Origin of the sequence: Nocardia sp. NPDC004568, from assembly GCF_040609955.1 — a bacterium.
In the GTDB taxonomy this organism is placed as follows: Bacteria; Actinomycetota; Actinomycetes; order Mycobacteriales; family Mycobacteriaceae; genus Nocardia.
Genome location: NZ_JBEXLL010000190.1, coordinates 1 through 1,389, shown reverse-complemented (window position 1 = coordinate 1,389; position 1,389 = coordinate 1). Strand labels below are relative to the sequence as shown.

At 65.8% G+C, this 1,389-nt stretch carries 1 protein-coding gene; it reads right to left on the bottom strand.

Translation table 11 applies throughout. The features are described from left to right. Positions 1-19: 19 nt before the first annotated feature. The gene (locus tag ABZV91_RS32470; RefSeq protein ID WP_355249533.1) at positions 20-1,222 is read right to left on the bottom strand and encodes an IS110 family transposase; all 1,203 of its coding nucleotides are present in this window, start codon (positions 1,220-1,222) and stop codon (positions 20-22) included. Between the last annotated feature and the right edge of the window lie 167 nt (positions 1,223-1,389).

Sequence of the window (1,389 nt, the reverse complement as noted above, 5' to 3'; positions counted from 1 at the left end):
AGGAGTCTCAATGAAGTTGTCAAGCCGTGAGCGCGACCGGCGGAGCGGGGGTGAATACCCGATCGTCGCGAAGCAACGCCCACAACACCGAGACCCGCCGCCGAGCCAACGCGATCACCGCCTGCACGTGTTTGCAGCCCTGGCCACGTTTCTTCAGGTAGAAGTCGCGGTTCGGCCCGTTACCGATGATGCTGGTTTGCGCCGACAGGTAGAACACCCGACGCAACCTGCGGCTATAGCGTTTCGGTCGGTGCAGGTTCCCGGTCCGGCGGCCCGAGTCGCGTGGGACCGGCACCAATCCCGCTGCCGAGGCCAGATGCCCGGCATCGGTGTAGGAGGCCAGATCGCCGGCGGCGACGACCAGTTCTGCGCCCAGGATCGGACCTATGCCGGGCATCGACTCGATGACCTCGGCTTGCGGGTGCGTGCGGAAGGTGTCGCGGATCTGGGTTTCGAGGCGTTTGATCCGGTCGTCGAGGTCCAGGATCGCTCGCGCGAGCTCGGCCACGATCTGGGCGGCGACGGCCTCACCAGGCAGGGTGGTCTGCTGGGCGTCGGCGGCCGCGATTGCGGTGGCGGCGACCGTTTCCGCCGACCGGACCTGGCGTTTGGTCAGCCACGCCGTCAACCGGGTGTGTCCGCGGCGGCGGATCGCGGCCGGGGTTTGATACCCGGTCAGCAGGATCAACGCTCCCTTGTGGGCGCTGTAGTCGAACGCCCGTTCCAGCGCGGGGAACACCCCGGTCAACACGTCACGCAGGCGGTTGATCATGCGGACCCGGTCCGCGACCAGATCGGTGCGGTGCGCGGTCAACAACGCCAGATCCGCAGCCAGCTGCGCGGGCACGTCGATCGTCGCGAAATCGTTTCTGTGTCTGGAGGTTTCGGCGATGACGTAGGCGTCTTTGGCGTCGGTCTTGCCCTCGCCCCGGTAGGCGCCGGCCATCCGGTTGACAGTGCGTCCGGGCACATACACCGCCGAAATACCGTGCGCGGCAAGCAAAGCCAGCAACAACGCCGACGAGGTGCCGGAAATGTCGACGGCGAAAGAAACTTCCTCGGCCAAAGCAAGGATCTCGCCCAACGCGGCCAGGATCGCCGCCTCGTCGTTGTCGATCTTCTTCGACCACAATGTGGCTCCGGTGTCATCGACGACCGCCGCCCAGTGATGGCCTTTACCAGCGTCGACACCTGCCCAGGCCCTGGCCCGAGTAACGGTCACTCCGCCCTCCTCGCGTGTTACGGCACATGTTCGGTCCGCGGAGCACCCCGCTGTCGTCTCCGTAATCAGCGACCACGTACCGCGCGCATATCTCAATCAGCAGCCAGGGCACCCCGGAGGGTCGGACGGCCACTCCTGAGAAGCCACAACAGGCAAGAAACCATAAG